27 protein-coding genes are annotated in these 26,833 nt (G+C 63.9%); 14 read left to right on the plus strand and 13 right to left on the minus strand.

What is annotated here, in order from left to right; translation table 11 throughout:
- Positions 1-40 precede the first annotated feature (40 nt).
- Both P3R82_RS26920 and ffh read right to left on the minus strand, forming a co-directional pair.
- Positions 41-361, minus strand: coding sequence for a chorismate mutase (locus tag P3R82_RS26920; RefSeq protein WP_283195983.1), 321 nt, complete (start codon positions 359-361; stop codon positions 41-43).
- A 16-nt stretch (positions 362-377) separates the two neighbouring features.
- On the minus strand, positions 378-1,955 hold the full coding sequence (gene ffh / locus P3R82_RS26925; RefSeq protein WP_026283622.1) for a signal recognition particle protein: 1,578 nt from the start codon (positions 1,953-1,955) through the stop codon (positions 378-380).
- A 284-nt stretch (positions 1,956-2,239) separates the two neighbouring features.
- On the opposite strand from ffh, the gene P3R82_RS26930 reads away from it, so the two are divergent.
- Together P3R82_RS26930 and P3R82_RS26935 are read left to right on the plus strand one after the other, a co-directional pair.
- Entirely contained in the window at positions 2,240-2,662 is a 423-nt protein-coding gene (locus P3R82_RS26930; RefSeq protein WP_283195984.1) for a hypothetical protein, read from the plus strand.
- Positions 2,659-3,660, plus strand: coding sequence for an MBL fold metallo-hydrolase (locus P3R82_RS26935; RefSeq protein WP_283195985.1), 1,002 nt, complete (start codon positions 2,659-2,661; stop codon positions 3,658-3,660). Before P3R82_RS26930 ends, P3R82_RS26935 begins: the two co-directional genes overlap by 4 nt.
- Positions 3,661-3,677: 17 nt before the next feature.
- Here P3R82_RS26935 and P3R82_RS26940 read toward each other — a convergent pair whose 3' ends face one another.
- Positions 3,678-4,862 carry a multidrug effflux MFS transporter gene (locus tag P3R82_RS26940; RefSeq protein ID WP_283195986.1) on the minus strand — a complete coding sequence of 395 codons (1,185 nt, stop codon included), beginning with the start codon at positions 4,860-4,862 and terminating at the stop codon, positions 3,678-3,680.
- 335 nt (positions 4,863-5,197) lie between these two features.
- Here P3R82_RS26940 and P3R82_RS26945 point away from each other — a divergent pair, with 335 nt between their 5' ends.
- From P3R82_RS26945 to P3R82_RS26955, 3 genes are all read left to right on the plus strand, one after another.
- The gene (locus tag P3R82_RS26945; protein ID WP_283195987.1) at positions 5,198-6,991 is read left to right on the plus strand and encodes a DUF262 domain-containing protein; all 1,794 of its coding nucleotides are present in this window, start codon (positions 5,198-5,200) and stop codon (positions 6,989-6,991) included.
- Positions 6,992-7,001: 10 nt separating this feature from the next.
- Positions 7,002-7,388 carry a hypothetical protein gene (locus tag P3R82_RS26950; RefSeq protein WP_283195988.1) on the plus strand — a complete coding sequence of 129 codons (387 nt, stop codon included), beginning with the start codon at positions 7,002-7,004 and terminating at the stop codon, positions 7,386-7,388.
- Positions 7,389-7,462: 74 nt separating this feature from the next.
- Positions 7,463-8,104: a LysE family translocator gene (locus P3R82_RS26955; protein ID WP_283195989.1), complete on the plus strand. Its 642-nt coding sequence runs from the start codon at positions 7,463-7,465 to the stop codon at positions 8,102-8,104.
- Positions 8,105-8,138: 34 nt separating this feature from the next.
- Here P3R82_RS26955 and P3R82_RS26960 read toward each other — a convergent pair whose 3' ends face one another.
- Positions 8,139-8,570, minus strand: coding sequence for a hypothetical protein (locus P3R82_RS26960; protein ID WP_283195990.1), 432 nt, complete (start codon positions 8,568-8,570; stop codon positions 8,139-8,141).
- Between the two features lie 229 nt (positions 8,571-8,799).
- Here P3R82_RS26960 and P3R82_RS26965 point away from each other — a divergent pair, with 229 nt between their 5' ends.
- The 4 genes from P3R82_RS26965 to ppa all read left to right on the plus strand — a co-directional run bounded on the left by P3R82_RS26965 (position 8,800) and on the right by ppa (position 14,535).
- Positions 8,800-10,878: a M3 family metallopeptidase gene (locus tag P3R82_RS26965; RefSeq protein WP_283195991.1), complete on the plus strand. Its 2,079-nt coding sequence runs from the start codon at positions 8,800-8,802 to the stop codon at positions 10,876-10,878.
- 431 nt (positions 10,879-11,309) lie between these two features.
- Positions 11,310-13,127, plus strand: a complete 1,818-nt coding sequence (typA, locus tag P3R82_RS26970; RefSeq protein ID WP_183902568.1) for a translational GTPase TypA — start codon at positions 11,310-11,312, stop codon at positions 13,125-13,127.
- A gap of 204 nt (positions 13,128-13,331) precedes the next feature.
- Positions 13,332-13,838, plus strand: coding sequence for a GNAT family N-acetyltransferase (locus P3R82_RS26975; RefSeq protein ID WP_111562582.1), 507 nt, complete (start codon positions 13,332-13,334; stop codon positions 13,836-13,838).
- 160 nt (positions 13,839-13,998) lie between these two features.
- On the plus strand, positions 13,999-14,535 hold the full coding sequence (gene ppa / locus P3R82_RS26980) for an inorganic diphosphatase (RefSeq protein WP_183902567.1): 537 nt from the start codon (positions 13,999-14,001) through the stop codon (positions 14,533-14,535).
- On the opposite strand, the gene P3R82_RS26985 is transcribed toward ppa, so the two are convergent.
- Together P3R82_RS26985 and P3R82_RS26990 are read right to left on the minus strand one after the other, a co-directional pair.
- On the minus strand, positions 14,536-14,850 hold the full coding sequence (locus tag P3R82_RS26985; RefSeq protein ID WP_283195992.1) for a DUF167 domain-containing protein: 315 nt from the start codon (positions 14,848-14,850) through the stop codon (positions 14,536-14,538). It lies immediately after the preceding gene.
- A complete protein-coding gene (locus tag P3R82_RS26990) occupies positions 14,847-15,167 on the minus strand; it encodes a YggT family protein (protein WP_183902565.1) in 321 nt (106 codons plus the stop codon). The genes P3R82_RS26985 and P3R82_RS26990 overlap by 4 nt, the downstream gene beginning before the upstream one ends.
- A 108-nt stretch (positions 15,168-15,275) precedes the next feature.
- On the opposite strand from P3R82_RS26990, the gene P3R82_RS26995 reads away from it, so the two are divergent.
- Positions 15,276-16,523: an MFS transporter gene (locus P3R82_RS26995; protein ID WP_283195993.1), complete on the plus strand. Its 1,248-nt coding sequence runs from the start codon at positions 15,276-15,278 to the stop codon at positions 16,521-16,523.
- 194 nt (positions 16,524-16,717) lie between these two features.
- On the opposite strand, the gene P3R82_RS27000 is transcribed toward P3R82_RS26995, so the two are convergent.
- From P3R82_RS27000 to P3R82_RS27020, 5 genes are all read right to left on the minus strand, one after another.
- Positions 16,718-17,203, minus strand: a complete 486-nt coding sequence (locus tag P3R82_RS27000; protein ID WP_283195994.1) for a RidA family protein — start codon at positions 17,201-17,203, stop codon at positions 16,718-16,720.
- Between the two features lie 248 nt (positions 17,204-17,451).
- Positions 17,452-18,261, minus strand: coding sequence for a glutamine amidotransferase (locus P3R82_RS27005; protein WP_283195995.1), 810 nt, complete (start codon positions 18,259-18,261; stop codon positions 17,452-17,454).
- Positions 18,251-18,736: a TerB family tellurite resistance protein gene (locus P3R82_RS27010; RefSeq protein WP_183902363.1), complete on the minus strand. Its 486-nt coding sequence runs from the start codon at positions 18,734-18,736 to the stop codon at positions 18,251-18,253. Before P3R82_RS27010 ends, P3R82_RS27005 begins: the two co-directional genes overlap by 11 nt.
- A 15-nt stretch (positions 18,737-18,751) precedes the next feature.
- A complete protein-coding gene (locus P3R82_RS27015) occupies positions 18,752-20,377 on the minus strand; it encodes a heme biosynthesis protein HemY (protein WP_283196433.1) in 1,626 nt (541 codons plus the stop codon).
- Positions 20,377-21,633 carry a hypothetical protein gene (locus tag P3R82_RS27020; RefSeq protein WP_283195996.1) on the minus strand — a complete coding sequence of 419 codons (1,257 nt, stop codon included), beginning with the start codon at positions 21,631-21,633 and terminating at the stop codon, positions 20,377-20,379. The genes P3R82_RS27015 and P3R82_RS27020 overlap by 1 nt, the downstream gene beginning before the upstream one ends.
- Positions 21,634-21,933: 300 nt before the next feature.
- Between P3R82_RS27020 and P3R82_RS27025 the strand changes: the two genes are divergently transcribed.
- Together P3R82_RS27025 and P3R82_RS27030 are read left to right on the plus strand one after the other, a co-directional pair.
- A complete protein-coding gene (locus tag P3R82_RS27025) occupies positions 21,934-22,596 on the plus strand; it encodes a helix-turn-helix domain-containing protein (RefSeq protein WP_283195997.1) in 663 nt (220 codons plus the stop codon).
- Complete coding sequence (locus tag P3R82_RS27030; RefSeq protein ID WP_283195998.1) at positions 22,589-23,005, plus strand: hypothetical protein; 417 nt, start codon at positions 22,589-22,591, stop codon at positions 23,003-23,005. The genes P3R82_RS27025 and P3R82_RS27030 overlap by 8 nt, the downstream gene beginning before the upstream one ends.
- A gap of 12 nt (positions 23,006-23,017) precedes the next feature.
- On the opposite strand, the gene P3R82_RS27035 is transcribed toward P3R82_RS27030, so the two are convergent.
- Both P3R82_RS27035 and hemC read right to left on the minus strand, forming a co-directional pair.
- Positions 23,018-23,740 (minus strand): uroporphyrinogen-III synthase, encoded by a 723-nt coding sequence (locus tag P3R82_RS27035; protein WP_283195999.1) that lies wholly within the window; start codon positions 23,738-23,740, stop codon positions 23,018-23,020.
- Between the two features lie 6 nt (positions 23,741-23,746).
- On the minus strand, positions 23,747-24,676 hold the full coding sequence (gene hemC, locus P3R82_RS27040) for a hydroxymethylbilane synthase (RefSeq protein ID WP_283196000.1): 930 nt from the start codon (positions 24,674-24,676) through the stop codon (positions 23,747-23,749).
- A 73-nt stretch (positions 24,677-24,749) separates the two neighbouring features.
- Between hemC and tsaD the strand changes: the two genes are divergently transcribed.
- A complete protein-coding gene (tsaD, locus tag P3R82_RS27045; protein ID WP_283196001.1) occupies positions 24,750-25,844 on the plus strand; it encodes a tRNA (adenosine(37)-N6)-threonylcarbamoyltransferase complex transferase subunit TsaD in 1,095 nt (364 codons plus the stop codon).
- Positions 25,841-26,833 (plus strand): NAD(P)H-dependent glycerol-3-phosphate dehydrogenase, encoded by a 993-nt coding sequence (locus tag P3R82_RS27050; RefSeq protein ID WP_283196002.1) that lies wholly within the window; start codon positions 25,841-25,843, stop codon positions 26,831-26,833. Before tsaD ends, P3R82_RS27050 begins: the two co-directional genes overlap by 4 nt.

The following is a 26,833-nucleotide window of genomic DNA, read 5'->3' on the forward strand; positions in this document are numbered from 1 at the left end:
CCTTGGATGTGTCTAACCGCTCTTTCTTGAAGCGGCCTTGTTACTTTGCAGCAGCGCCGTTTTCGGCGTGGTCCGCTGCGATCTGCTCATGATGCCGGATGACTTCCTTGATGACGAAGTTCAGGAACTTCTCGGCGAAATCCGGATCCAGATTGGCGTCCTTGGCCAGGCGGCGAAGGCGTTCGATCTGGTATTCCTCGCGCGCCGGGTCCGCCGGCGGCAACTTGTACTTGGCCTTGAGAACGCCCACCTCCTTGGTGCAGCGGAACCGTTCGGCCAGGATATGCACCAGCGCCGCGTCGATATTGTCGATCGACTGGCGATAGCTCGAAAGCTGGGCTTTGATTTCAGGATCAATCATAGTCTGGGCGACCCCTTCACTTCTTCTTTGGCAGGCCGGGAAGGCCCGGGAAACCACCGCCGAGGCCGGGCAGCTTCGCGCCGCCGAGACCTGGCAGACCACCGCCGCCGAGACCCGGCATGCCGCCGCCCGGCTTGCCGAGGCCGGCCGCTTCCGCCTGCTTCTGCAAGGCTTCGAGCTGCTTCGGATCGATGTTGGAGAGATCGGGCATGCCGCCCATGCCGCCGCCAAGGCCGCCCAGGCCCATCTTGCCGGCAAGGCCGCCCATCATCTGCTTCATCATGCCGCCCTTGCCCTTGCCGCCCATCATCTTCATCATGTCCGCCATCTGGCGGTGCATCTTCAGAAGCTTGTTGATGTCGGAGGCGTCGGTGCCGGAGCCGGCGGCGATGCGCTTCTTGCGCGAATGCTTGAGCATGTCGGGATTGGCGCGCTCGGCCTTGGTCATCGAGGAGATGATCGCCAGCTGGCGGCCGAACAGGCTGTCGTTGAGGCCGGCCGAAGCCATCTTGTCCTTCATGCCAGCCATGCCGGGCATCATGCTCATGATGCCGCCCATGCCGCCCATCTTCTGCATCTGGCGCAGCTGGTCGGCGAGGTCGTTCAAATCGAACTTGCCCTTGGCCATCTTGGCGGCCATGGCGGCCGCCTTTTCGGCGTCGATGTTTTCGGCGGCGCGCTCGACCAGCGAAACGATATCGCCCATGCCGAGAATACGGTCGGCGATACGGCGCGGGTGGAACTCCTCGAGTTCGCCCATGCGCTCGCCGACACCGATGAGCTTGATCGGCTTGCCGGTCACGGCGCGCATCGAGAGCGCTGCACCGCCACGGCCGTCGCCGTCCATGCGGGTGAGCACGAGGCCGGTGATGCCGACGCGTTCGTCGAAGTTGCGCGCCAGATTGACGGCGTCCTGACCGGTCAAGCTGTCGGCCACCAGCAGGATTTCATGCGGGTTTGACTTCTTCTTGATGTCGGCCATTTCGACCATCAAGGGTTCGTCGATATGCGTACGGCCGGCGGTGTCGAGAATGACGACGTCATGGCCGCCGAGCCTGGCTGCCTGCACGGCGCGCGCGGCGATATCGGTCGGCGACTGGCCGGCAATGACCGGCAGCGTGTCGACATTGGTCTGCACGCCGAGCTGGCGCAGCTGCTCCTGGGCGGCCGGGCGTCGCGTATCGAGCGACGCCATCAGCACCTTCTTCTTCTCGCGGTCGGTGAGCCGCTTGGCGATCTTCGCGGACGTCGTCGTCTTGCCCGAGCCCTGAAGGCCCACCATCATGATGACGACGGGGGCGGCCGCATGCAGGTCGACGCCCACGCCTTCGCCGCCGAGCATCTCGATCAGCTCGTCATGGACGATCTTGACGACCATCTGGCCGGGCTTGATCGACTTCAGAATCTCGGCGCCGACGGCCTTTTCGCGGACGCGATCGGTAAAGGCGCGCACCACGTCGAGCGCGACGTCGGCTTCCAGAAGCGCACGGCGAACCTCGCGCAGCGCCGCGGAAACATCGCTTTCCGAAAGCGCGCCACGGCCTGTCAGTCCATTCAGAATGGATCCAAGACGGTCCTGGAGGTTCTCAAACATCGGCTCTTCCTTGTGATTTCCGGATAGGGAAACCTTGTGCTTTTCCTTGACGAAAACAAGACGCATAGCCAAAAAGCACCCGAGGGCGCATCGCGCTGTCGGGTGTGGACCTCCGGGATCGATTTATACCTTTGCGGGTCCCGGTCGGTGGCTCGAGTCTTGAAGCTCGTCGCAGATTGAGCGGCGGTAAACAGGAAAACGGGCGGAGAGTCAAGGCAATCAGGGGAAATAAGCGACCGGGACGACCCAGCGCGGATATCAGGCGCTGATCTGGAGCATGGAAAATGAAGACTGATATAGAGACATTATTGCCAGCCGAGATCGTCCGCCGCGCATCTCTTCGCGGAAACGAGTATGCATGGCCGCTCGATGATATTCCATTGGTGATCGATGCGGCGCGGCAAGCCAACCTTTGGAACGTTGGTGGGCAACTGCAGTTTCGCCTCCCAGACGGGGCAGTTTGCGAGTGCTATTGGGTGGAAGTCACCACCTATCGAACGGTAGCAAAAGCCCCGGAGTGGCCGGAGCGGGTGCGAGGCTCGGCTAGCGATGCTCTGGAACAGTTCTCCAAACTGTTCGAGGAGTTCGACTTTCTTGCCGAGGGGTTGAAGGCTTTCCCCGATCATCTTGGTCCGCTGATCGACCAAGGGCATGACTGGAGAAAGCTGGCGTGTTTCGTCTGGTACGTGAAAAAGCAGAGCAAGTGAGCAAACCCAAGAACCCCTATTACCAAGGCCCGGTCACCGACCATTTCGACGGCACCCGCTTCTTCAATCCTGGTGGCATCGCGCCCCTCGGCTTCCGCGCCATGCTGCGCTGGCAGTTCAACGGCGAGCGGCAGACCTGGCAAAAGCAGGTGCCGAGCCCCTTCCCGCAGGCGAGGCCCGAAGAGCGCGTCGAAGGCGACGGGCTGAGGGTGACCATGGTCGGCCATGCCTCGATGCTGGTGCAGGTGGCGGGTCTCAACATCCTGACCGACCCCGTCTGGTCGGACCGCGCCAGCCCCTTCGGTTTCGCCGGCCCGAAGCGCGTGACCGCCCCCGGCATCCGCTTCGAGGACTTGCCCGAAATCGACCTCGTGCTCGTCTCGCACAATCACTACGACCATCTCGACGTCGCGACGCTGAAGCGGTTGCAGGCCGCCCACGGCCCCCACTTCGTCACGCCGCTGGGCAACGACACGATCATCCGCCGCGCCGCGCCCGATGCCAGGATCTCCGTCATGGACTGGGGCGGCCGGATCGCGATCACCGATAGGATTACCATCGACGCCGAGCCGGCGCATCACTGGTCGGCGCGTGGCACCGGTGACCGCAGCATGGCGCTCTGGGCCTCCTTCGTCATCTCGACGCCGTCGGGCAAGATCTACCACGTCGGCGACACCGGCTTTCATGACGGCATCAACTATCGCGCCGTGGCCAAGAAGCACGGCGTCTTCCGCCTCGCCATCCTGCCTTTCGGCGCCTACGAGCCGCGCTGGTTCATGAAGGGGCAGCACCAGAACCCGGACGAGGCCGTCCGCGGCATGCAACTTTGCAACGCCGCCCATGTGGCCGGCCACCACTTCGCGACCTTCCAGCTGACCGACGAGGCGATGGATGCGCCGGTCCGCGCCCTGGAGGCCGCATTGCGGGAGCATGGCGTGACGCCGGAACGGTTTCGGCCGCTGAGGGCCGGCGAGGTGTTCGACGTGCCGCTGGGCTGATGCGAGCGGCGGCGCCGCTACTCCCCGAGGCCGGACCGCGACAGCACCGCCGCGCGGCGGGTGGCGCGCAGGAACCAGAGGTAGCTGATGATCGCGATCAGGGCCATGGCGGGGATGATTGTGCCGAAGGCCAGAAGCGGGGCGCCGATCAGCGAGGCCATCAGGCCGCCGGTGAAGCCGCCGCCCATCTGGATGAAGCCCATCATCGCCGAGGCGGAGCCGGCGATATGCGGGAAGGGGAAGAGGCCCGAGGTCGTCATGTGCGGGGTCAGGAAGGCCAGGCCGAAAGCGAGAAAGGCGACCGGGCCCATGATCGACAGGTAGCTCGGCGCCACGAACGCGACCGAGAGCGCGATCATGACGCCCGAGAGGCCGAGCAGGGTAAGGCCAACGCGGACCGACCCGTCGCCGCCGAGCCTGGCCGCGGTCATTCTCAGAACGACCGAGCCGAGGAAATAGGAGCCGGATTGCATCAGCATGCCGAGGCCGAAGGCCGTGGGCGAGAGACCGACCAGCTTGATCAAGATGAAGGGCAGCATCGTCGCCTGCGCGTAGAGCGCGCCGATCGAGCCGCCGAGCACCAGCGAGGCGGAGACGAAGCGCGGTTCGCGGACAAGCTCGCCATAGGCCTGCAACAGCGCCCCGGGCAAAGCCCGGCGGCGGTCGGGCGTGCCGGTCTCGCGCATGAAGACCAGGACCGAGAGGCAGACAAGAAGGCCGAAGCCGATCAGCAGGAAGAAGACGGACCGCCAGCCGAAGGCGGCGAGCGCCAGGCCGCCCACGGTCGGCGCGATGGCGGGGCCGATGGCGATCATGATGCCGATCAGGTTCATGATCCTGGAGGCATCGGCGCCGGTGAACTGGTCGCGGACGATGGCGCGCGCCACGGTAATTCCGACCGAGGCGCCGATGCCCTGGATCAGCCGTCCGGCGAGCAGCCATTCGATGCCGGGCGCGAAGGCCGACAACAGGCTGCCCACCATGTAGATACCGACGAAGACGAGCGTGGCGGCGCGGCGGCCGAAGGCATCCGACAGCGGGCCGGCAAGCAGCTGGGCGATCGAGAAGCCGGCGAAATAGAGCGACAGCGTCAGCTTGATCGCCGCTTCCGTGGTCCCGAAAGCGCCCACCAGCGCCGGCATGGCGGGCGTGTAGATCGACATGGAAATCGGGCCGATGGTGACAAGCAGCGCGCCGAGCATGCTCGTTCGCCTTGCGCTCATCCTGAATGGGGGCATGCTGGTACTCGACTGGCTGGTTGCGCGGGCTGTGTGCGGAGGTGGAGGACGGTTCTATTTGACGCAAGACGAGGTGACATCGCAATGCGAAAGTGTGACGCCCCATCCGCTTTATCGCTCATTGTAGTTGGCCCATCGCTGCGTCTAAAAGTTATGTTAGGCGCTCTGCGAAGTTCATTGATATCTGCAGACATAGGTTGCATAAGATTTAGCGCGCGTTATGGTTTGTCGCTGCGTTAGATGAGACCGTTTGATGGGCGCTTGAGAGTTCACATCCCGACGATAGAGAACAATTTTTCATGCCTTATAGCACCGCTACTATTGCCACGACGATCGACAAAATAAACCAAGAGTATTTTTTGCCAGCCATCCAGCGCCCCTTCGTTTGGACACCTGATCAAATGGTGGCTTTGTTCGATTCCCTTATGAAGGGCTATCCAATCAGCTCTTTTCTGTTCTGGGACGTCGCGCCGGAAAACAAAATGAACTGGCAAATATACAAATTTGCAGAGAACTTCCGCTTCGGAGAGGTTCACAATGAGATTGCCGACCCGGCCGGCCGAAAGCTGACACTCGTTCTAGATGGACAGCAACGGTTGACCTCGATGCTCATCGGCCTGCGCGGCTCATTCACCGTTAAGGCGAAGGGGAAGCGGTGGGACAGTGCCAGTGCATGGCAACGCAAGCGTCTCTACATCGATCTGCTGGTCGATCCATCGCAGATACCGAAGAGCGAGGACACCGAAGATGACATTGAGCATCCCTACGGTTTCGAACTCTTCGAAAATGTGCCGCAGTCGGGCCCGGCGAACCTCTGGATCGCTGTCGGCGAGATCCTGAACTATCCGGAACCGGGGCGTTTTGACGCCTTCGTGGAGGGGACGCTCGAACGTCTGCCGCCTACGCGCAATTGGACGGTGGTCGAAACGGCGAAGCGTAATTTGCAGCGCCTTTACGATTTGATCTGGGTCGATCAGATCGTCAGCTACTACACCGAGACAAATCAGGACTATGATCGGGTGCTCGGCATCTTCGTTCGCGCCAACGATGGCGGCACGAAGCTCAGCAAATCCGACCTCATGCTATCCATGATCTCATCGAAATGGACGGATATCTCCGCCCGCGAGGAGATCTACAACTTCGTCGAGACATTGAACAGCCGGCTGGACCGGAAGAACGACGTCAACAAAGACTTCGTCATGAAGGCATGCCTGCTGCTGTCCGATCTCGATCACGTTTACCAAGTCAAGAACTTCACCAACAAGAATTTGGAGATCATGCGGGGCAACTGGCCGCATATTCAGCGGTCGCTGAAGCGGACATTCCAGCTGGTGAACAGCTTCGGCATCGATCGCGAAAATCTGACCAGCTTGAACGCGCTTCTTCCGATCGCCTATTACCTGCATAAGCTTGATCTCGATCTGCTAAGCGCGACGACACCGTTCTTCGTCACCAACGCAGAACGTATCCGCCGATGGCTGATCGCGGCGCTGTTGAACAGGGTTTTCGGGGGCACGTCCGACAGCACGATTGGCGCCGCGAAGAATACCATTGCATCGGCTATGCAGGGTTCGAAGGACTTTCCTCTCGGTGAGCTGAACACGGCGCTATCGCGGCAAATCAAGCGTCCATCCTATATTGCCAGCGAGACGCTGGAAGGCATTATGGAACTGCAGTACGGGAGTAGGCAAATGTTCCTGCTGCTTTCTCTTCTTTATGACAACAAAAGCTGGGGCTCTACCGCGCACCACATTGACCATATTTTCCCGCAGAGCCGCGTTGATCGCAAGCACCTGATGAAGAACAACGTTCCGATGTCGAAGATCGAGGAGCTGGTGTCCTGTGCCAACCGTATTGGAAACCTGCAGTTGCTTGTCGGCGCTGAAAACCTCGAAAAGAACAATGCCACCTTCGAAGACTGGATCAGGACCAGGGACCATTCTTTCCTTGCCAAGCATCTGATACCGGAGGATGAGCATCTTTGGTCGATCATGATGCTCCCCCGCTTCGTGGCCGAGCGCGAGCAGCGGATCAGACAGAAGCTTTCATCGCTACAGGGTGATCCTGAGTTTGGCGTGGAAGCAGCAGAGTAAGAGGATTGACGTGAGTTCATTGGAAGAGCGGCTGCAGAAAATTGCAGAAGAAAAACAGCGGCTGGTGCAGGCGGAAGCCGCAATGCGGGACGAGGCGCTGGCCGAGCTGGACAAGATCGTTGACGAGATCGAGGCACTGGAGAAGAAGAAGGAGCAGCTTGAGATCTTTCTTGGCCTCGACGAAGAACCGCAACGGGCCGCGCGCGGTCAGATTCAAGAGCTGTGCGTGCGGGCCATTACCGATGCAGGTGGCGGGCTGACCTCGGGAGAGGTGAGAGAGGCGATCGAGAAGATCATGCCTGGCATGAAGCTATCTTCTGTTCCATCGACGCTTAGCCGGGCGGCCTCGTTGGGCCGTCTGCGCCGGGACGAGTTCGGCCGATATTTCTTGAGTTGAGCGGCACGCTGAGCGCGCCCGCTTGACGTCCCCGCCACACCGCATAATCTCCGTCTTTTCACGGGGGATTCTTCATGACGCAGTCGCTGCTCGCGGGCGCCTTTCTGGCGGCGCTTCTCTATGTGCTTATTCCGGGGCCGGCGTTTCTGGCGCTGCTGGGGATCGGGGCCGGGCAGGGGAGAAAAGCGGGGGCGCAGTTCGTCTGCGGGCATCTGGTCGGCGATACGCTGTGGGCGTCGCTGGCGCTGGTGGCGATCATCGGCGCCAAGACGATCGGCAGCTTCGTGTTCGACGCGCTGGGGCTCGCCTGCGGCTTCTATCTCGCCTGGATCGGCTGGAACGCGTTTCGCGCCAAGCCGAAGGGCGAGGGGCAGGCGTTGATGGTTGTCGAACGGCCGTTCCGGCGCGGGCTGATCTTCGGCGTCACCAACCCGAAGGGCTATCCGGTGGCGCTGGCGACGTTCACGGCGCTGGTGGCGGGCTCGGCGAGCGCCTTGCGGTTCGAGACGCTGCCCGTGCTGCTCGCGGTATCGTTCCTCGGCTTCATCGTCGCCGACATGATCCTGATCGCCATCGTCGGCACGGGGGCTGTGCGGCGCTTCTACCGGGCGCACGAAAGGCTGATCGTGCGCTGCTCGGGCGTTCTGTTCATGGGGTTCGCCGTGCAGGCGCTCCTGCACGCGACGCCGGGTCTTTTGGGGTGGCGCAAGGCCTGAGGCCGGCGCCGGGGCGGGCCGGGATCGCGATGGATCAGGCGTCGAGGAAGCTGACGACCGATTCCAGCGTCTTTACCGTCTCCGGCGCGCCGATCGACTTGGCGATCCGCAACTGGTCCCTGTAATAGTCCCTGAAGTTGAAGCTGGTGCCGTCGGTAATGTCGGAGAGATCGAGAATGTTGCCCGAGGGATCGATGGTGCGCATCGGCAGCGGCTCGGAAATCGCCGCATAGGTGTCCTGGTCGAGCGTGCCGTTGTCGAAGCCCTGGCGCGCGTGATTGCGCAATTGGCTGGCGCTGATGGCGGTGAAATCGGGCCGGACGGCAGCCGCTTCCTCGACGCGGAAGGCTTGCACGGCATTGGTCGCGGTGTCGAACGTCTCGGCCAAGCCGTTGTTAAATTGCGAATTATCGGAATATTTTCGAAACGAAAGGGTCGGTGAAAACCGCAGCGATGTGATTTCCATTGCCAGCATCCACGATTAAAAAAGATCAAGCGAAAATACCGTGTGCGCCGCACCATGGTCAATCGTTAACAAACAGTTAATTCTTATATAGCATTTTTAGGGATCAACTTCTCGTATAGGTGGCGTCGCCACCCGCGCATGGTGGCGATACCAATCGCGGCGCGGCTTTCCTATATTGGTTTCCGAGACAACATGCCCGCCAAACAAGCCCGCCAACAAGGATCTCCGTATGCCCGCCAACAACCCCGCTCTCACCGACTGGAACGGCCTCAATGGCCTGCCGCGCTTCGAAGCGCTCAATGACGGCGATTTCGCACCGGCCTTCGATGCGGCCCTTGCCCGGCACGAAGAGGAGATCGATACGATCGCCGACAATCCTGAAGCACCCACGTTCGACAACACGATCGTGGCGCTGGAGCTTGCGGGCGACGATCTCTCGCGGGTGTCGGCCCTGTTCTGGAACCGCGCCGGGGCGCATACCAACGACACGATCCAGGCGCTGGAGCGGGATATCTCGCCGAAGATGTCGAGGCACTATTCGAAGATCGGCATGAATGCCGAACTCTTCAAGCGCATCGACACGCTATGGGAGACGCGCGAGACGCTCGGGCTGACGCTGGAGCAGACGCGGGTGCTGGAGCGGCACTGGAAGGGCTTCGTCAAGTCGGGCGCCAAGCTTGAAAAGGCGGAGCAGGAAAAGCTCGCCGGCATCAACGAGAAGCTTGCGGGGCTCGGCACGCAGTTCGGCCAGAACGTACTTGCCGACGAGAAAGGCTGGGCGCTGATCCTTGCCGATGGCGACGATCTGCAGGGCATTCCCGATTTCCTCAGGGACGCGATGGCAGCGGCGGCGCGCGAGCGCGGCGAGGACGGCAAGTTCGCGGTGACGCTGTCGCGCTCTATAATCGAGCCGTTCCTGACCTTCTCCGAGCGCCGCGAGTTGCGCGAACAGGCGTTCAAGGCCTGGGTGGCGCGCGGCGAAAACGACGGCCCGTCGGACAATCGCGGCATCATCCGCGAAACGCTTCAGCTCCGCGGCGAGGTGGCGAAGCTGCTCGGCTATGGAAACTTCGCCGAGCTGAAGCTCGACAACACCATGGCGAAGACGCCTGATGCGGTGAACGATCTCCTGAAGAAGGTGTGGGCGAAGGCGGTGAAGCGCGCCGGCGAGGAAGAGGCCGATATCGCCAGGCTGATCGCCGACGAGGGCCGCAACCACGAGGTCATGCCCTGGGACTGGCGTCACTACGCCGAAAAGATCCGGGCGCAGAAATTCAACTTCTCCGAGGCAGAGCTGAAGCCCTATCTGCAGCTGGAAAAGATCATCGACGCCTGCTTCGACGTGGCGGGGCGGCTGTTCGACATTCACGCGGTGGAGAAGAAGGGTGTCGCCGCCTATCACCCCGATGTGCGCGTCTTCGAGATCCGCGACCGCGACGAGAAGCTGGTGGCGATGTTCCTCGGCGACTATTTCGCGCGCTCGTCGAAGCGTTCGGGGGCGTGGATGAGCGCGTTCCAGTCGCAGCACAAGCTGACCTTGAAGAACGGTGCCAAGGGCGAACTGCCGATCATCTACAATGTCTGCAACTTCGCCAAGCCGGCCGAGGGCAAGCCGGCGCTGTTGTCGCTGGATGATGCCCGCACGCTGTTCCACGAGTTCGGCCATGCGCTGCACGGCATGCTCTCCAATGTCACCTATCCCTCGGTGTCGGGCACCGGCGTGTCGCGCGATTTCGTCGAGCTGCCGTCACAGCTTTACGAGCACTGGCTGACGGTGCCCGAGATCCTCAAGCAGTACGCCGTGCATTTCGAGACGGGCAAGCCGATGCCGCAGGAGCTGCTCGACAAGGTGCTGGCGGCGCGCAGCTTCAATGCCGGGTTCAACACGGTGGAGTTCACCTCGTCGGCGCTGGTCGACATGGCGTTCCATACGCGCGACGCGGTCGCGGACCCGATGGCGGTGCAGGCCGAGGTGCTGAAAGAGCTCGGCATGCCGAAGTCGATGGTGATGCGCCATGCCTCGCCGCACTTCCAGCACATCTTCTCCGGCGGCTATTCGGCCGGGTATTACTCCTACATGTGGTCCGAGGTGCTCGACGCCGATGCGTTTTCGGCCTTCGAGGAGACGGGCGATGCGTTCAATGGCGAGATCGCCCGGAAATTGCGCGATCACGTCTATTCGGTGGGTGGGTCGGTCGATCCCGAGGATACCTACCGGGCGTTCCGCGGCAAGCTGCCGAGCCCGGACGCGATGCTGGTGAAGCGCGGGCTTTCGACGTTCGAGGAGCTTTCGGGGAGCGATGCGTGAGGGGGTTTGATGTTGGGGCAAGGTGGCAACTCCTGCGGTTGAGTTGATACCCCTTCGGCCTTTGTGGGTGGGATACCCCCCTCTGCCCTGCCGGGCATCTCCCCCACAGGTGGGGAGATTGGCTAGACTTACCCGCTCGCCGCAGCCTCCACGTTTGTCTGGTGAGCAGACCACTTGCCGATCTCCCCCCTTGTGGGGGAGATGTCCGGCAGGACAGAGGGGGGTATTGCTTGCCGCAGCGCGAGCCGAACCTAACCCACCATCCCAGCGCGCAAACCGACACCAAACCGTCACAAACCCCCAGACTCCAGCCTTCCCGACCTTCATTCCGGGCTCCCCCCTTTCGCATTCGCGAAAAACACTGTAAGAGCCGCCCCAATGCAATTGGCGCCCTCCCCAGCGTGGCGCCCCAGCCTCAGAGATTTAGACATATGGCACTTCGCAACATCGCGATTATCGCGCACGTTGACCATGGCAAGACGACACTGGTCGACGAGCTCCTGAAACAGTCCGGCTCGTTCCGCGAGAACCAGCGCGTCGCGGAACGCGTGATGGACTCCAACGACCTGGAAAAGGAACGCGGTATCACGATCCTTGCGAAGGCGACCTCGGTCGAGTGGAACGGCGTTCGCATCAACATCGTCGACACCCCCGGCCACGCCGACTTCGGCGGTGAAGTCGAGCGTATCCTGTCGATGGTGGATGGCGCGATCGTTCTGGTCGACTCGTCGGAAGGCCCGATGCCGCAGACGAAGTTCGTCGTCTCCAAGGCGCTGAAGGTCGGCCTCCGTCCGATCGTCGCGATCAACAAGATCGACCGTCCCGATGGCCGCCACGAGGAAGTCATCAACGAAGTGTTCGACCTCTTCGCCAGCCTCGACGCCACCGACGAACAGCTCGACTTCCCGATCCTCTACGGTTCCGGTCGCGACGGCTGGATGAACTTCAATCCCGAGGGTCCGAAGGACCAGGGTCTCGCACCGCTGCTCGACCTCGTGCTCAAGCACGTTCCGGAGCCGAAGGTCGCCGAAGGCCCGTTCACGATGATCGGCACCATCCTGGAAGCCAACAACTTCCTCGGCCGCATCATCACCGGCCGCATCAATTCCGGTTCGATCAAGCCGAACCAGGCCGTCAAGGTTCTGAGCCAGGACGGCAAGACGATCGAAACCGGTCGTATCTCCAAGATCCTCGCTTTCCGTGGCATCGAGCGCACCTCGATCGAGGAAGCGCATGCGGGTGACATCGTCGCCATCGCCGGCCTCTCCAAGGGCACGGTCGCCGATACCTTCTGCGATCCCGCCGTCACCGAAGCGCTGACCGCGCAGCCGATCGACCCGCCGACGGTCACCATGTCCTTCATCGTCAACGACAGCCCGCTCGCCGGCACCGAAGGCGACAAGGTTACCTCGCGCGTCATCCGTGACCGCCTGTTCAAGGAAGCCGAAGGCAACGTCGCGCTGAAGATCGAAGAAGCCGAAGGCAAGGATTCGTTCTACGTGTCCGGCCGCGGCGAATTGCAGCTCGCCGTTCTGATCGAAACCATGCGCCGCGAAGGCTTCGAGCTTGCCGTGTCGCGTCCGCGCGTCGTCATGCACAAGGACGAGAGCGGCCAGACCATGGAGCCGATCGAGGAAGTCGTCATCGACGTCGATGAAGAGCATTCCGGGGTCGTCGTTCAGAAGATGTCCGAGCGCAAGGCCGAAATGACCGAGCTGCGTCCTTCGGGCGGCAACCGCGTTCGTCTGGTATTCCACGCTCCGACCCGCGGCCTGATCGGCTACCAGTCGGAACTCCTGACCGACACGCGCGGCACCGCCGTGATGAACCGCCTGTTCAAGGACTACCAGCCCTACAAGGGTGAAATCGGTGGCCGCACGAACGGCGTTCTGCTCGCGAACGCCGCCGGCGAAGCCGTGGCCTACGCCATGTTCAACCTGGAAGATCGCGGCCCGATGATGATCGAGCCCGGCGAAAAGGTCTACATGGGCATGATCATCGGCATTCACAGCCGCGACAACGACCTCGAGGTCAACGTCCTCAAGGGCAAGCAGCTGACCAACATCCGCGCCGCCGGCAAGGACGAAGCCGTCAAGCTGACGCCTCCGATCCGCATGACGCTCGACCGGGCTCTCTCCTGGATCCAGGACGACGAGTTGATGGAAGTGACGCCGAAGTCGATCCGTCTGCGCAAGATGTATCTCGACGCCAACGACCGCAAGCGCTTCGCCAAGGCGAAGACCGCCTAAGTCGAACAGGCTCACAAGAGACTTCGAAACCCCGGCCATCGCGCCGGGGTTTTTATTTTGTGCGGTTCGCCGAATCCTTCTTGTCGCAATAGTTAAAAAAGCGTTAAATTTCAGCCGTCGTCCACATGTTAACCCTGTGGGCAATCCGGCTGAATGCGTTAGCGCATATGGTTAATTGTCCGCGACCGGGCCAGAGTAAGCGTTATGAAGACGTTGTCGATCGATGTTCGGCGGGCCGAGCCGCATGATTCCCGAGCCATCTCGGAGGTGCACAGGCTTGCGTGGAAGCATACCTATGCCGGCATCATTCCGCACAAGGCGCTGACGCAGATGGTGGAGCGCCGCGGCGAGAGCTGGTGGCGCAAGGCCACACGCGGACCGGCGACGCTGCTCGTGCTCGACGTCGCCGGAACGGTTGCCGGCTATGCAACGCTTGGTCTCAACCGCGCCCGCGCGCTGCCGCAGGAAGGCGAGATCTACGAGCTCTATCTTCGCCCCGAATATCAGGGCATCGGCCTCGGCCACATGCTGTTTTCCGAAGCGCGGCGGCTGTTGAAGTCGCTCGGCTGCAAGGGCATGGTGGTCTGGTGCCTGGAAGAAAACGAGGGCGGCGCCGACTTCTATCGCGGCCATGGCGGCATCGACTATTGCGAGGGGACCGAAACCTTCGACGAGAAGCCCTTGAAGAAGATCGGCTTCATCTGGAACTGAGGGCCTAGCCTAGCGTTCAAGCGCGGCCTCTGCCCAGTTTTCCGGCATTTTGAAGGCCGGATCATAAAACAATCATGTGGCTGCGCGGTCGTCGTGTGTTGCGTCGCGTCATGAATCCGATTATCTGGCTGCGAAGATTTCACGTCGCGGGAGTAATCGCATGCGCATCGACGCCATTTCCATTGGCAAGAACCCACCTGAGGACGTCAACGTCATCGTTGAAGTTCCAGTCGGCGGCCACCCGATCAAGTACGAGATGGACAAGGAAGCCGGCACGCTGGTTGTCGACCGTTTCCTCTACACGCCGATGACCTACCCGGGTAACTACGGCTTCGTTCCGCACACGCTGTCGGAAGACGGCGACCCGATCGACGTGCTCATCGCCAGCACCCGCCCGCTGGTTCCCGGCTGCGTCATCAACGTGCGCCCGATCGGCGTTCTGAAGATGGAAGACAATTCCGGCAAGGACGAGAAGATCATCGCCGTTCCCTCGGCGAAGCTGACCATGCGCTACGACAAGGTCAAGGACTACACGGACATGCCCGAGATCACGCTGAAGCAGATCGAGCATTTCTTCGAGCACTACAAGGATCTGGAGCCCGGCAAGTGGGTGAAGATCTACGGCTGGGGCGACGCCAAGGAAGCCGGCCAGCTGATCATCGAGGCGATCGAACGCGCCAAGAACGAAAAGGCCTGATTACAGGCGAAGCAAAGCTTCCAGCTTTCTGATCACATCCTCCGGCTCGACATCGATCCGGAGGATTTTTTTGCGCGCCGTGTCGCCCGAGACGAGGGTCACCGACGACTTCGCGAGGCCGAGCGACTTCGCTAAAAGCGCGATCAAGGCCTTGTTGGCCTTGCCCTTCTCGGGAACGACCGAGACGCGAGCCTTCAGATGAGGTTTGTCGTCGGCATCCAGCTCAATACCCGATATCTCGTCGCGCCCGCCATTCGGCGTCAGCCGGATGGCGAGAACGAGATGACCGTCGGCGGCCTGCCAGGGCCTTGTCACATCACCATCGGGACGATGGTGTTCCACATGAACGAGCGGATGAAGAAGATGATGAGGAGCAGGATGATCGGCGAGATGTCGATGCCGCCCAGGTTCGGCAGCACGCGACGGATCGGCCTCAGCACCGGTTCGGTGACGTTGTAGAGGAACATTCCGACCGAATTGACGAACTGATTGCTGGAATTGATCACGTTGAACGCGTAGAGCCAGGAGAAAATCGCGCTGGCGATCAAGATCCAGGTGTAAAGATTCAAAGCCAAATCAATGGTTTGAAAAAGCGCAAGCATCGCAATCTCCAGTTCGTTGTTGACAGACATGTAGACATTGGCGACTAAACCGGCAAGAGCCGTGTGCGCTGCCGCGGCAATTCATGCTCAACGGACGCGTCGGGGACCGATATTTCGTCCGTTTGTTGGAAAGACATCATGTCCATTTCGGCTCACGGCGACCGCTTCGCGGCGTTCCGGCACTCCTCCTACACCCGCTTCTTCTTCGCGCGCTTTCTGTTGTCGTTCTCGCAGCAGATCGTCAGCGTCGCGGTCGGCTGGCAGATGTACGACCAGACGGGCAGCGCCATCTATCTCGGCCTGATCGGGCTGGTGCAGTTCCTGCCTTCGCTGCTCCTCATCCTCGTCACCGGCTCGGTGGCCGACCGCTATAACCGGCGCGCCATCGCCTCGCTGTGCTCGCTGGTGGCGGCGCTGTGCACGCTGACGCTGCTCGGCATGACCATGACGGGCACCTTCTCGCCCATCCCTGTTTTCGCGGTGCTGCTGGTTTTCGGCATCGAGCGCGCCTTCATGTCGCCGGCGGTGCAGTCGCTGGCGCCCAATCTCGTGCCGGCCGACGATCTCTCGAACGCGATCGCCTGGAATTCGTCGTCCTGGCAACTCGCCGCGATCACCGGCCCGGTTATCGGCGGCCTGCTCTACGGCATCAACGCGCAGACGGCCTATACCGTCGCCGTGGTGTTCGCGGGTCTCGGGGCGGGGCTGCTGTTCCTGATCCCGAAGCCGGCGCAGAAGAGCACCGGCGAGGCGAAGAGCTGGGAGATGATCCTCGGCGGCTTCAAGTTCATCCGCAGCGAGAAGGTGGTGCTCGGCGCGATCTCGCTCGATCTCTTCGCCGTGCTCTTGGGCGGCGCCACGGCGCTGATGCCGATCTTCGCGCGCGATATCCTGACGCTCGGCCCCTGGGGTCTCGGCCTGCTGCGCTCTGCGCCCGGCGTCGGCGCCATCGTCATGGCGGTGCTGCTCGCGACCTATCCGCTGAAGCATCGCGCCGGGGTCTATATGTTCGTCGGCGTGGCGCTGTTCGGGCTGGGGACCATCGCTTTCGGGCTATCCACGAATGTCGAGCTGTCGATCGCGGCGCTGGCGCTGATGGGGGCGGCGGACATGGTGTCGGTCTACGTGCGCGAGAGCCTGATCGCGCTCTGGACGCCCGATGAGCTGCGCGGCCGCGTCAACGCCGTCAACATGGTCTTCGTCGGTGCATCGAACGAGCTCGGCGAGTTTCGCGCAGGCACGATGGCCTCGGTGTTCGGCGCCGTGCCGGCGGTTGTCATCGGCGGCATCGGGACGCTTGTGGTGGCGGCGTTGTGGGCGAGCGGGTTTCCGCAGCTGCGGAAGATCGATACGCTGGATGCGCCGGAGCATGTGACGCGGGGGTGAGAGTTTTTGGGGTGGTTCGCGCCGAGTGCGTGGCCCCCTCATCCGGCCCTCCGGGCCACCTTCTCCCCGTTGGGGCGAAGGGAAGATGGAGCGAGTCGCCCGCCCCGAGTCTCTTCTCCCCATCGGGGAGAAGGTGCCGGCAGGCGGATGAGGGGGCCACGCACTCGACGTCCGCCATACCAAAAATCCTACCCTCACCCCGAAATCATCACCTCCGCCTCGATCTCGACGGGAAAATTCAGCGGCAGGCCGGCGACGCCGATGGCGGAGCGGGCGTGGCGGCCGACGTCGTGGCCGAAGACCTCGTTGATCAGCTCGGTGAAGCCGTTGATGACGGCGGGCGGGTTGGAAAAGTGGGGGGCGCAGTTGACCATGCCCAGCACGCGGCACCAGCCGGTGATGCGGTCGAGGCTGCCGAGTTCGCGCTTCAGGCTGCCGAGCATGGCAAGCCCCACCTTGCGGGCCGAGGCGTGGGCCTCCTCGACCGTCACCGTGTCGCCGACGACGCCGAAGGGGCCCGATGGCGAGCCGTCGGGGTTCTGCGGGCCGTGGCCGGAGATGAAGGCCCTGTCGCCGCGCACGTTGACCCAGGGAAAGGGCAGCGTCATGTGCGAGGGCAGTTTCAGCGGCTGGGGCAGGACGAGACCCAGCGAGACAAGCTTCTGTTCGTAGTTCGACATGCTGTTCCCCTGATATGGCTGCGGTCATGGCGGCGCCTTGCGCGACCAAACGGCCGGATCGTGGATCGGAACCTGTGTCCGCCGAAGCGCGCCGCGATCTTCGGCTGGCGTGCTCCGGCTCATGCCTTGCGCATGTCCTGATCCCGAAACCGGTGATCACTTTCGGGGAGACATGCCGTCGAAAAATGCGATCGAAAATGCCGTCGAGGTGACGGCATCGATCATAGCACGGCGCGCGGCTCTCCGCATCAGGCCGTCAGCGTGGCCCTGGCGGATGGCGCCGATTTCGGCTTCCTGCCCTCGAAGACCAGATCGAGGAATTCGTCGAGCCAGGCGCGCAGCGGCGCGTCGAACAGCATGCGGCCTTCGAGATGCTCGCGACCCTGCTGCGCGTTGGGCAATATGAAGCGATGGGCGCCGTGGACGACCCAGCGGTGCATCATGGCGCGGGTCAGCTCGGCGTGAAACTGCAGGGCCCAGGCGTGGCCGTTGTAGCGGAAGGCCTGGTTGCGATAGACGTCGCCCTCGGCGAGCAGATCGGCGCCGCGCGGCAATTCGAAGCCCTCGCTGTGGAAGTGGTAGACCATTTTCGGCCAGTGCATCAGCTGCCGGCCCTTTTCCGTCGGGCGCAGCGGGTACCAGCCGATCTCGGTCGAGCCATCGGCATTGGCCTCGACCTTTCCCCCGAGATGGCGCACCAGCATCTGCGCGCCGAGACAGATGCCGAGCAGCGGCTTCTTCTCCTTCAGCGGCACGTCCAGCCAGCCGATCTCGGCCTTGACGAAATCGTCGGGATCGTTGGCGCTCATCGGGCCGCCGAAGACGACGGCGCCGGCATGGTCGGCAAGCGTGGCCGGCAGTGTCTGCCCGAGAACCGGGCGGCGGATGTCGAGCGGATAGCCCTTTTCGGCGAGCAGCTGGCCGACACGGCCGGGGCTGGATCGCTCCTGATGCAGCACGATCAGCACCGGGCGCTTGCCCTTGACGCCTGGGCCCGGCTTGCCGGGATCGCCGACGGGTGTGCCAGCTATACCCGTGCCCGAACCGTCAGTCGGCATCGTCTTGCACCACCTGGATGCCGGTGACGCGTCTTGCCGCTTCCTGCCGCTTCTGGATGCGCTCGCGGGCGGAGACGCCGAGAAGCTCGGCGATGCGCCAGATGGCGTCGTCCTCCATCTCGCTGCGCTCGCCATCGGCATAGACGATGTCCCAGAGGATGCCGATCAGCTCGAGTCGCTGCTCGGTGTCGAGGTGGCGCTTCAGGTCGGAGGTGAAGCGGTAATAGTCGACGGCGTCGCTCTCGGCTTCCTGGCCGGCGGCCATCAGCGCGTCGAGCTGCTTGCGATCGAGGCCGTACTGGTCCTTCAGAAGCGTGCGCAGACGCTTCTTCTCGCTGTCCTTGATCTGGCCGTCGGCCTCCATGACCTGCATGCACAGCGCCGCCACCGCGATGCGGGGATCGTCGGGGGCGAAGCTGCTCTTGTGGCTGTCTGTGGTCAGGTTCTGAAAAAATGCCTGGAAGCGTTCGAACATGCGGGTCCTGTTTGGCTAGAAGAGGCGAAGCCGTGTCTTGGGTCCTGGCTCGGCCGATGGGTTGCGCACGCCCGGATCATCCGGCAGGCCGCCGAAGAAGGGGCGCGGCTCGGGGGCTTCCGTCTGCTTGCTGGCGGTCGCCGGCTCCTTCGGGGCCGGTTTGGCCGGTGTCGGTGCCGCCGGCGGCTCGGCTGCCGGGCGGGCCGCCCTGGCGATGGTCGCGGCGCGCTCCAGCTCGATGATGCGGTGATCGCTGGCCTCGCTTTCCGGCCTGACGTCGCGCACCGGCGGCAGGCTCTTCAGCGCGCTGTCGATGGAGATGACCGAACCTTCCTCGACCGGGCCCTCGAGCTGGCCGAACGGCGCCTTCCAGACGAAGGCGTCGAGCTTGCCCGTCACCGGCGACAGCGGCAGCCATTTGTCGGAGACGTAGCCATCGGCCACCCATGCCGGATCGCGCGGCGCCTTCAGCGCCTGGGCGAGCCAATGGCGGATGCGGCCCTGGTCGCCGGTCTCCGCTTCCTCGATGTCGGCGAGCAGCAGGAAGGCCGCCTCGCGCGGCTCGATGCGGGCGGCAGCCTCGGCCTTGGCGCGGGCCTTGGCGAAATCCCGGATGTCGAGTGCTGCCTGGGCGACGATCAACAGCGATTCGATGTTGTTGGGGCGGAGCGCCTCCAGCTTTTCGGCGCGCTTCAGCCGATCGGCGAGGGAATCGCCGCTGCGGGCGCGCACATAGGTGGCGCCGATCTCGGGATGCGGGCTGGTCTTCCAGGCCTGTTCGAGGATGCTTGCCGCCTTGCGCAGCTTGTCCTCGCGAAACAGTGCCTTGGCGGCGATGATCGCGGCCGGCTCGAAATCGGCCGACAGCTTCAGCGCGTGGGTGGCGTCGTCGCGTGCGCCGGCCGGATCGTTTTCCAGCTTCTCGTCGGCGCGCGCCGTCAGCAGCACGGCGCGCAGGCGGTCGGCCTCGGCCTTGTCGATGACGCGGGCGGCCTTCTGCTGTTCGAGCAGGCGGATCGCATCGTCCCAGCGGCCGGACTGGCTGCGGTATTCGAGTGTCGCCTGGGCGGCCCAGGGAAGATAGGGGGCGTTGTCGGCGGCCTTTTCGGCATATTGGCGGGCGGCCTCGTTGGCGCCCAGGCGCCTGGCCTCGAGATAAAGGCCGCGCAGGCCGAGCTCCCGGGTCTCTGGATCCTCGACCATCGCCTCGAACTTGGCGCGGGCCTCGTCATGCCGGCCCTCGATGAGGGCTGCCTGCGCTTCGAGCAGCGCGATCAGCGGCTCCTGGTCGGCGCGGATCAGGCCGCGCGAGCGGGCGGCCATCTTGCGGGCCATCAGCGCGTTGCCGGCGCCGGCGGCGATCAGGCCTGTCGACAGCGCCTGGTAGCCACGGTCGCGCTTGCGGGCGCGGAAATAGCGGGTGACGGAGTGCGGCGAGGTCCAGATGACGCGCACCAGCCACCAGGCGACCATGACCAGCGCGATCAGCGCGATGATCAAGGTGGCGGCGACGATCAGCCGGGTCTGATAAAGCTGGCCCTCCCAGATGAGCGAGAGATCGCCGGGGCGATCGGCAAGCCAGGAAAAGCCATAGCCGAGAGCAAGCACGAGAAGCGCGAAGACGACGAGCCGGATCATGATCAGCCCTCCTTACCGGTGCCGGAGACGGCCTTCGACAGCGCGCTGCCGACAAGTTCCTCGACGCGGATGCGGGCGTCCAGCGATTGCTTGAAGGCGGCGGACGCCTGCTTGGCATCGACGGGAAGCGTGGTCCACTCGTTGGCGGCGCCGGGAAGGTCGCCGTTCTTCACCTTGTTTTCCATGCGCGCGGCGATCGCCTCGACGCTGTCGCCCTCGATGTTGCCGACCGGGCGGACCTTGACCAGCGACTTGGCGCCGGCCATCAGCCGGTCGGACCAGCTCTCGTTCGGGTCGGGCTTGTTGACGCTCTCGACGATCGCGGTCGCGACATCGGGGGCCTGGCGGATCAGCTCGGCGCGCGAGGGCACGCCGGTTTCGGCGAAGTTCCTGAGATCGGCGACGACGGCATCATCGGGCGAAACGCCGGCATAGGTGTCGAGCTCGGCGACGAAGGGGCCGCCGCGATCGATCGCGGCCTTGAGCGCCGCGGCCGCGATCGCCTTGGCGACGGCGACGTCCTGGCGGGGCTCGCTGAGCTTCTGTTCGGCGGCGGCGAGGCGCTGTTCCAGCGCGGCGCCGTTGGTCGCGCGCTGCTCGGTCGCCTGGCTGACGGCGCCCCGGAGCTGGTCGAGCTCGGAGGTGAGATCCGATATCTTCTGGTTCAGCGCGTCGACGGTTGCGCTATCGGCACCCGGGCCGGATGCTTGCGTTGCCTTGGCGGCGGTTTCGAGCGCGGCGAGGCGGCTTTCGAGCGCGTCGTTGCCCGGCGCGGCCTGCGGTGCGGCGGCGAGATTGGCGACGGACTGCTTGAGGCCGTCTATCTCGCCCGACAGGCTGGCGATCTCGGGCGACGGCGCCTCGGGGGCCGAGGCACCGGGCAGGAGGCCTGCATACTGGATGGCGCCGGCGCCAACAAGCGCGATCAGCCCGCCGACGATGCCGGCGGCGATCAGCCCCGAGGTGCCGCCCGGCTGGCGCGCGGGCTCGGCCTTGGCGGGCTCCACGGGTTCGGGTGCGTGATTATAGGGCGGCAGTTCGGGGTCGGGCGCCTTGTCGTAGGCGAAGGGGCCGGCTGTCTCCTCGGCCGGTTCTTCGACCTTGGCCTTTACGGCGTCGCTCTCGCCCATGCCCTCGTCGGGAACGACCGATTCGGCGGTCTCCGGGGGCGATTCGACAACCTCGTCGGCCGGCTTGCCGGTCCCGTTCTGGATGTCCTTGCTGGCAGTCTCTTCCGAGGCAATCTCCTGCGCATCCAAGTCGATCGTGACCGGCTTGTCGGTGCTCTTCGAATGGCGGGGGGATTTCCTGGTGCCATGAGACCCTCTTAATTCTTACAGTGGTTCGAAAGTAGTCAGTGAGGCCGGTGAAGGAAAGAGGCCAGATGAAATTTGCGAAATTAGGTCGCGACCTTGGCTGAAATCGGACCAGTTCGTGAAGGCCGACGGGGGTGCGTTGCCAGGATCGCAGACAAGGTTTAATAATAGGTCGATTGGTTTGATATCGATCCAATCGATCCGTTATCGGATCGATTGATAACATTTGGGAGTCGAGCAACCGTGGCCAGAAGCATTTCGCAGAGTGCGATCAGAAACCCTGTCGACCTGATTTTCGGGGTGGATTCGAATGTTCGCGTCCTGCGGGTGCTGGCGCGCCATGGCGGGCTGCTGTCCGCCGCCGATATCAGCCAGCGCGCGGCGTTGTCGAAAAGCAGCACGCGTCTCGGGCTGCTGTCGCTGGAGGAGAGTGGTGTTATCGTCGCAGAGGGAGCGGGGTACAGCCGGCTATACCGGCTGAATGCCGCGCATTATCTCGCCGACCAGATACGCGGTCTCTTCGCCGCCGAGGATCGGCGGTTCGCAGCGATCGTCGGGGCTGTGAAGGATAGCGCCGGCAACAAGGCGCCACTGGTCAAAAGCCTATGGATCTACGGCAGTGTCGCGCGCGGCGAAGACCGGCTTGGGAGTGACCTCGACGTGGCCGTCGTGGCCGACGCGGGCGATCTCGCGACGGTGGTCGAGACCATCAGAGATGACTTGGAGGCGCATTCCGGGCGGCTCGGCTTTGCCGCAAGCGTCGTCGGTCTCGATATGTCCGATGTCGAGCGGTTGACGCGCGAGGGCGATCCCTGGTGGGCAAATGCGGTCGAGGATGCGATCGTGCTGGCGGGCAGGCGGCCGGAGGAGCTTGCCGCCTCGGCGGGGGGCGATGCGGATGGTTAGATCGAGGCCGGGCAAGAAGACGGATGCGGCTTATGTCTCGGCGCGGCTTGCTGTGGCCAGGGCCTATTTGAAAGACGCCCGGAACAGCAATGAATGGGCGGACCTCGGCGATCTCGGAAACCCGTCCATCGCGACGTCGATCACCTGCGCGATTGCCTATGCCGATGCGATCACCGCGAAGTACCGCGGCGAGATCAATCAGGGAGATCACGCTGCGGTGATCAAGCTGCTTCGCGCGGCACTCGGCAATGCATTTCCGAAGCACCAGGAGGCAAACCTTCGGACGCTTCTGGAGCAGAAGGACGAAGTGCAATATGGGGTGCGCACGAAGTCGCGGGACGATGCCGCGCAGGCGCTCGTCAAGCTCGAAGACTTCGCGGCCTGGGCGGAAACGCAACTTCTGAAATGATCGCCTAACCGCTCACAGAAGCGACAACAGCGCCGTCTCATCCGGTTGGTCGGGGATCGCCGATTGGCCCTGTAGCGTCGCGGGAACGGCGTCGGCGATCGACTGGCTGAGGCAGAGCAGGCGGACACCGATGAGGGCGTCGAGGTTGGCGGCTATTTCCCTGAGCGCGAAGAAATCCTCGGCGGTGCGGCGCGAGTAGAAGAGGATCGCGTCCGGTTCGTGGGCCGAGAAGAGTTCGCGGAGCAGTTGGTCGGGCACCGTGAGGCGGCGCATGCGGTAGCATTCGACCGTATCGACGGTCAGGCCAAGCTCAAAAGCGCGGGTCTCGAAGGTTTCGGCGCGGGGGGCTCCGGCGAGGTAGAGCAGCCGGGTTGTGTCCGATCGCGCGACGTCTAGCTGCGCGATGCGTTCGGCGAGGTCGGCGCCGTCGCCTGTGGAGGCGGTGACATCCGTGAAGCCCGAGGCCCTTGCCTCCTCGGCGGTGGCATCGCCGACGGCGTAGAGGGGGCGGGAGAGATGTGGGGCGAGGTCATCGGGGCGCTCGGTGAGGACGCGGATGGCTTCGGCGCTGGTGACCGATATCGGGCCGTCGGAGTTGGCGAGCGCCGCGAAGGCGGCGTCCGGGTCGTGCACGGGGGCCGATAGCGGCAGCATGACCGGCTCGTGTCCCATCTCCGCCAGCCGTTTTGCGGTGCGCTCGCCCGGATGCGGTGGACGGGTGACGAGCACGCGCATCAGCCGTCAGCTCCAGCTGTCGAAGAACGAGGTGCCGGCGCGGGCGCGAATATCCTGGCCGGCGCGGGTGCCGAGCGCCACCGCGTCGCGGCGGTGGCCGTCGATGCTGATGGCATGCTGGCTGCGGCCATCGGGTGTGATGATCAGGCCGTGCAGGCGGATCTGGTCGCCCTCGCAGACGGCATAGCCGCCGATCGGCGTGCGGCAGGAGCCGTCGAGTGCCGCCAGAAAGGCGCGCTCGCAGGAGACGGTGTCGTAGGTCCTGATATCGTTGATCGGAGCGAGCAACGCGTCGGTTGCCGCATCGCCGATGCGGCTTTCGATGCAGATCGCGCCCTGTGCAGGCGCTGGCGGGAAGGTATCGGGATCGAGGATGTCGGTGATGACCTCGACCTTGCCGAGCCGCTTCAGGCCGGCGAGCGCCAGAAGTGTGGCGTCGACCTGGCCCTCGTTCAGCTTGCGCAGACGGGTGTCGACGAGGCCGCGGAAGGTGATGACGTTGATGTCGGGGCGCATGCGGCGGATCAGCGCCTGGCGGCGCAGCGACGAGGAGCCGACGGTGGCGCCGTGCGGCAGGTCGATCAGTTTCGGGGCGGTGCGGCCTACGACAGCATCGCGAATGTCTTCGCGCGGCAGGTAGGCGGAGAGACAGAGCCCCTCGGGCAGCGTCGTCGGCATGTCCTTGGAGGAGTGCACGGCGATGTCGAGGTCGCCGCTCGCCAATTTCTCTTCCAGCTCCTCGGTGAACAGGCCCTTGCCGCCGATCTCCGACAGCGAACGATCGGTGATGCGGTCGCCCTTGGTCGAGAGCACGACGATCTCGAACATCTCCTCGGGGAGGTTATGGGCGGCCATCAGCCTGTCGCGGGCTTCGTTTGCCTGGGCGAGCGCCAGCGGGCTGCCTCTGGTGCCGATCCGGAAAGGTTTTGTTTGCATCCGCATTGATCCGTTGTTACCGGAGTTTCTCGTAAACAGGTTTCAGACCCATCGCAATCAACGATCAGGCTCCATGGCTCCCATTCTGCGCATCCTCGGCATCGAAACAAGCTGCGACGAAACCGCCGCCGCCGTTGTCGAGCGGGATGCCGAGGGCGTGCCGACCGTGCGTTCCGACGTGGTGCTGAGCCAGCTCGAAGAGCATAGTGCCTATGGCGGCGTGGTGCCAGAAATCGCGGCCCGCGCCCATGTCGAGGCGCTGGATACGCTGATCGACGAGGCTTTGAAACGCGCCAATGTGTCGCTGTCCGACATCGACGCTATCGCCGCGACCTCGGGTCCGGGGCTGATCGGCGGGCTCCTGGTCGGGCTGATGACCGGCAAGGCGATCGCCAAGGCCTCCGGCAAACCGCTCTACGCCGTCAACCATCTCGAGGGCCATGCGCTGACGGCGCGGCTGACGGACGGGCTTTCCTTTCCCTATCTTATGCTGCTCGTGTCCGGCGGGCATACGCAGCTGATCCTGGTGCGCGGGGTCGGCGAGTACGAGCGCTGGGGCACGACGATCGACGACGCGCTGGGCGAAGCCTTCGACAAGACGGCGAAGCTCTTGAGCCTGCCCTATCCGGGCGGGCCGGCCGTCGAGCGGGCGGCGAAATCGGGCAATCCTCAGCGTTTCAAGTTTCCGCGGCCGCTGGTCGGCGAGGCGAAGCTCAACTTCTCCTTCTCCGGCCTGAAGACCGCCGTGCGGCAGGCGGCGACCGAGATCGCGCCGCTGACCGACCAGGACGTGGCCGATATTTGCGCCTCGTTCCAGGATGCCGTGTCGCGGACGCTGAAGGACAGGATCGGGCGCGGGCTGGAGCGGTTCAAGGGGCTCTATCCCGATGTCGAACAGCCGGCGCTTGTCGTGGCGGGCGGTGTTGCCGCCAATCTCGTCGTGCGCGGCACGCTGCAGGCGCTGTGCGACAAGAACCGTTTCCGCTTCGTGGCGCCGCCGCTGCATCTCTGCACCGACAACGCCGTGATGATCGCCTGGGCCGGGCTGGAGCGGATGGCTAAGGGCGTGGCGCCCGATGATCTCGACGTGCAGCCGCGCTCGCGCTGGCCGCTGGATTCGAGCGCCGAGACATTGCTCGGCTTCGGCAAGCGGGGAGCAAAGGCATGAGCGGAGAAAGCGAAACGATCGCCGTCATCGGCGCCGGCGCGTTCGGAACGGCGCTCGCCGCCGTCATCGCGCTGGCGGGGCGACACAAGGTGACGCTGATCGGGCGCGATCCCGCGCTGATGGCCGATCTCGCCGCCGAGCACCTGCACGACGCGGCGCTTCCCGGAATTCCGCTGCCCGAGACGCTGCAGTTTTCTTCACAGCCGGATGCGATCACTGATGCCGGCATCGTGCTCTTCGCCATGCCCTCGCAGGCGCAGGCCGATGCGGCGCGGCAATATGAACCTTACCTGGCTAAGGATGCCGTTGTCGTCACCTGCGCCAAGGGGATCGAGAAGACCACGGGTAATCTTTTGACCGACATGCTGGCCAAGGCGCTGCCGGGGCATGCGATTGCCGTACTGTCCGGGCCGGGCTTCGCGGCCGATATCGCCAAGGGCCTGCCGACCGCGATGGTGGTCGCCGCCGAAAACGGCGAGACCGCCGAGCGGTTGGCGCAGGCGATTTCCGGGCGGACCTTCCGGCTCTATCCGTCGTCGGACAGGATCGGCGTGCAGCTGGGCGGCGCGCTGAAGAATGTGCTGGCGATTGCCTGCGGCATCGTCGAGGGCGCCGGCATCGGCGATTCGGCGCGGGCGGCGCTGATCGCGCGCGGGCTGGCCGAGATGTCGCGCTTCGTCGTCGCCAAGGGCGGGCAGGCGGATACGGTACCGGGTCTGTCGGGGCTCGGCGATCTCGTCTTGACCGCCACCAGCCATCAGTCGCGCAACCTGCGTTTCGGCATCGCGCTCGGGCGCGGCGAGACGCGTGACCCCGCGCATGGCGAGCTCGTCGAGGGCGCGTTCGCCGCCGCCGTCGTGTCGCGGCTCGCCAAAGCGCTTGATATCGACATGCCCGTTACCGACGCGGTGTCCGATATCATCGAGGGCAAGCTCGGCATTGCCGATGCCATCGACCGGCTGATGACACGTCCGATCACGACCGAATAG

The organism is Rhizobium sp. AN80A, assembly GCF_030053015.1.
Lineage (GTDB): Bacteria > Pseudomonadota > Alphaproteobacteria > Rhizobiales > Rhizobiaceae > Rhizobium > Rhizobium metallidurans.

Coding starts and splice junctions, on each gene's coding strand:
- typA (WP_183902568.1), top strand. CDS start 11,310: ATGGCACTTCGCAACATCGCGATTATCGCGCACGTTGACCATGGCAAG.
- P3R82_RS26960 (WP_283195990.1), bottom strand. CDS start 8,570: ATGGAAATCACATCGCTGCGGTTTTCACCGACCCTTTCGTTTCGAAAA.
- hemC (WP_283196000.1), bottom strand. CDS start 24,676: ATGCAAACAAAACCTTTCCGGATCGGCACCAGAGGCAGCCCGCTGGCG.
- P3R82_RS26955 (WP_283195989.1), top strand. CDS start 7,463: ATGACGCAGTCGCTGCTCGCGGGCGCCTTTCTGGCGGCGCTTCTCTAT.
- P3R82_RS26995 (WP_283195993.1), top strand. CDS start 15,276: ATGTCCATTTCGGCTCACGGCGACCGCTTCGCGGCGTTCCGGCACTCC.
- ffh (WP_026283622.1), bottom strand. CDS start 1,955: ATGTTTGAGAACCTCCAGGACCGTCTTGGATCCATTCTGAATGGACTG.
- P3R82_RS26930 (WP_283195984.1), top strand. CDS start 2,240: ATGAAGACTGATATAGAGACATTATTGCCAGCCGAGATCGTCCGCCGC.
- P3R82_RS26975 (WP_111562582.1), top strand. CDS start 13,332: ATGAAGACGTTGTCGATCGATGTTCGGCGGGCCGAGCCGCATGATTCC.
- P3R82_RS27050 (WP_283196002.1), top strand. CDS start 25,841: ATGAGCGGAGAAAGCGAAACGATCGCCGTCATCGGCGCCGGCGCGTTC.
- P3R82_RS26965 (WP_283195991.1), top strand. CDS start 8,800: ATGCCCGCCAACAACCCCGCTCTCACCGACTGGAACGGCCTCAATGGC.
- P3R82_RS27010 (WP_183902363.1), bottom strand. CDS start 18,736: ATGTTCGAACGCTTCCAGGCATTTTTTCAGAACCTGACCACAGACAGC.
- P3R82_RS27005 (WP_283195995.1), bottom strand. CDS start 18,261: ATGCCGACTGACGGTTCGGGCACGGGTATAGCTGGCACACCCGTCGGC.
- P3R82_RS26920 (WP_283195983.1), bottom strand. CDS start 361: ATGATTGATCCTGAAATCAAAGCCCAGCTTTCGAGCTATCGCCAGTCG.
- P3R82_RS26990 (WP_183902565.1), bottom strand. CDS start 15,167: ATGTCTGTCAACAACGAACTGGAGATTGCGATGCTTGCGCTTTTTCAA.
- P3R82_RS27035 (WP_283195999.1), bottom strand. CDS start 23,740: ATGCGCGTGCTCGTCACCCGTCCACCGCATCCGGGCGAGCGCACCGCA.
- P3R82_RS26940 (WP_283195986.1), bottom strand. CDS start 4,862: ATGCTCGGCGCGCTGCTTGTCACCATCGGCCCGATTTCCATGTCGATC.
- ppa (WP_183902567.1), top strand. CDS start 13,999: ATGCGCATCGACGCCATTTCCATTGGCAAGAACCCACCTGAGGACGTC.
- P3R82_RS27000 (WP_283195994.1), bottom strand. CDS start 17,203: ATGTCGAACTACGAACAGAAGCTTGTCTCGCTGGGTCTCGTCCTGCCC.
- P3R82_RS27030 (WP_283195998.1), top strand. CDS start 22,589: ATGGTTAGATCGAGGCCGGGCAAGAAGACGGATGCGGCTTATGTCTCG.
- tsaD (WP_283196001.1), top strand. CDS start 24,750: ATGGCTCCCATTCTGCGCATCCTCGGCATCGAAACAAGCTGCGACGAA.
- P3R82_RS26945 (WP_283195987.1), top strand. CDS start 5,198: ATGCCTTATAGCACCGCTACTATTGCCACGACGATCGACAAAATAAAC.